At 75.3% G+C, this 1,235-nt stretch carries 2 protein-coding genes; one reads left to right on the forward strand and one right to left on the reverse strand.

Annotated elements, in window-relative coordinates:
- The first annotated feature begins 130 nt into the window (after positions 1 to 130).
- The gene (locus tag ABZW11_RS46250) at positions 131 to 892 is read left to right on the forward strand and encodes a tetratricopeptide repeat protein (RefSeq protein WP_355432936.1); all 762 of its coding nucleotides are present in this window, start codon (positions 131 to 133) and stop codon (positions 890 to 892) included.
- Between the two features lie 21 nt (positions 893 to 913).
- On the opposite strand, the gene ABZW11_RS46255 is transcribed toward ABZW11_RS46250, so the two are convergent.
- The coding region (locus ABZW11_RS46255; protein WP_355432938.1) for a hypothetical protein at positions 914 to 1,235 on the reverse strand (322 nt) is incomplete at its 5' end.

A 1,235-nucleotide genomic window follows, 5' to 3' on the forward strand; every position in this document is an offset into this window, starting at 1 on the left:
GGGGATCCGGTAGTCGCGCACGGCCTCGACGACCTGCTCCGCCAGCGCGCGTTGCGCACGGCTCAGATACGTGTTCGCCCGGAACCACGCGTCGGGCCTGATCTCCCGGGCCGCCGCCGAGGCGTTCGACGTGCACGCCTGGCAGCTCGTCTGGGTCGTCACCGACTTCCTCTACCGGCAGGGCCACTGGGACGAGTGGCGCGCCACCCAGCGCACCGGGCTGGCCGCCGCCGAACGGCTCGGCGACGTACGCGCGCAGGCCATCGCGCACCGCGGCATCGCCATGGCCTGCTCGAACCTGGGCAGGCACGTGGAGGCGCAGCCGCACATCCGGCTCGCTCTCGACCTGTACGACCGGCTCGGCGACCGCGTCGGCCAGGCCCACACCCACGTCAACCTGTGCGCGCTGCTCTACCGGCAGGGCCAGTACGCCGAGGCGCTGCAGCACGGCACCCGGGCGCTGCGCCTCTACGTGGCCGCCGACGACCTCATCGGGCAGGCGATGGCGCTCAACACGACGGGCAACGTGCTCGTGGAGACCGGCGAGTACGAGCAGGCGCTGCGTTACTGCCGCCGGGCCGCCGCCCTGTACGAGCAGCTCGACGACCCCAACGACCAGGCGCTGACCTGGGACACCATCGGCCATGCCTACCACCGGGCGGGCCGGCACTCCGACGCGGTGGCGTACTACCGGCGGGCGGCCGCGGTGTTCGAGGAGCTGGACAGCCGCTCCTTCCTCGCCCAGACGCTCGTCAACCTGGGCGACGTCCACGCCACGGCCGGCGCACGGGAACAGGCCCGCAGCGCGTGGCGCCGCGCGCTCGACCTGCTGGCCGGGTCGGGCCGGCCCCAGGCGGACGCCGTACGCGAGAAACTCGCCGCCCTCCCCTGACCGCCGGAAGGGGCGCGGGTCTCAGGCGCGCTCACCCGCCGCACGCAGGTCCACGACGGCGGCGGCGAACGCCAGCGGGCCCGGCAGCAGCGGCACCAGCAGCGGGATCGCCCAGGCGAGCAGCACGGCCAGCAGCACCGCGCAGGCCAGCAGGAGCGTGCCGCGCGGGTCGCCGGCCGAGCGGTGCAGCGCCGCACGGAGCGACGGCCGGTACGGCGAGGCGACCGCCCGCAGCCCGACGGTCAGCGCCCCCAGGGCGAGCAGGGCCAGCGCGGGCGCCATGACGCCGGTGCCGTCGGTCAGCGGCACGCTGGTGGGCAGGAAGCGCAGCAGGAACCCCAGC

The organism is Nonomuraea sp. NPDC004580 (genome assembly GCF_040609855.1).
GTDB classification, from domain to species: Bacteria; Actinomycetota; Actinomycetes; order Streptosporangiales; family Streptosporangiaceae; genus Nonomuraea; species Nonomuraea salmonea.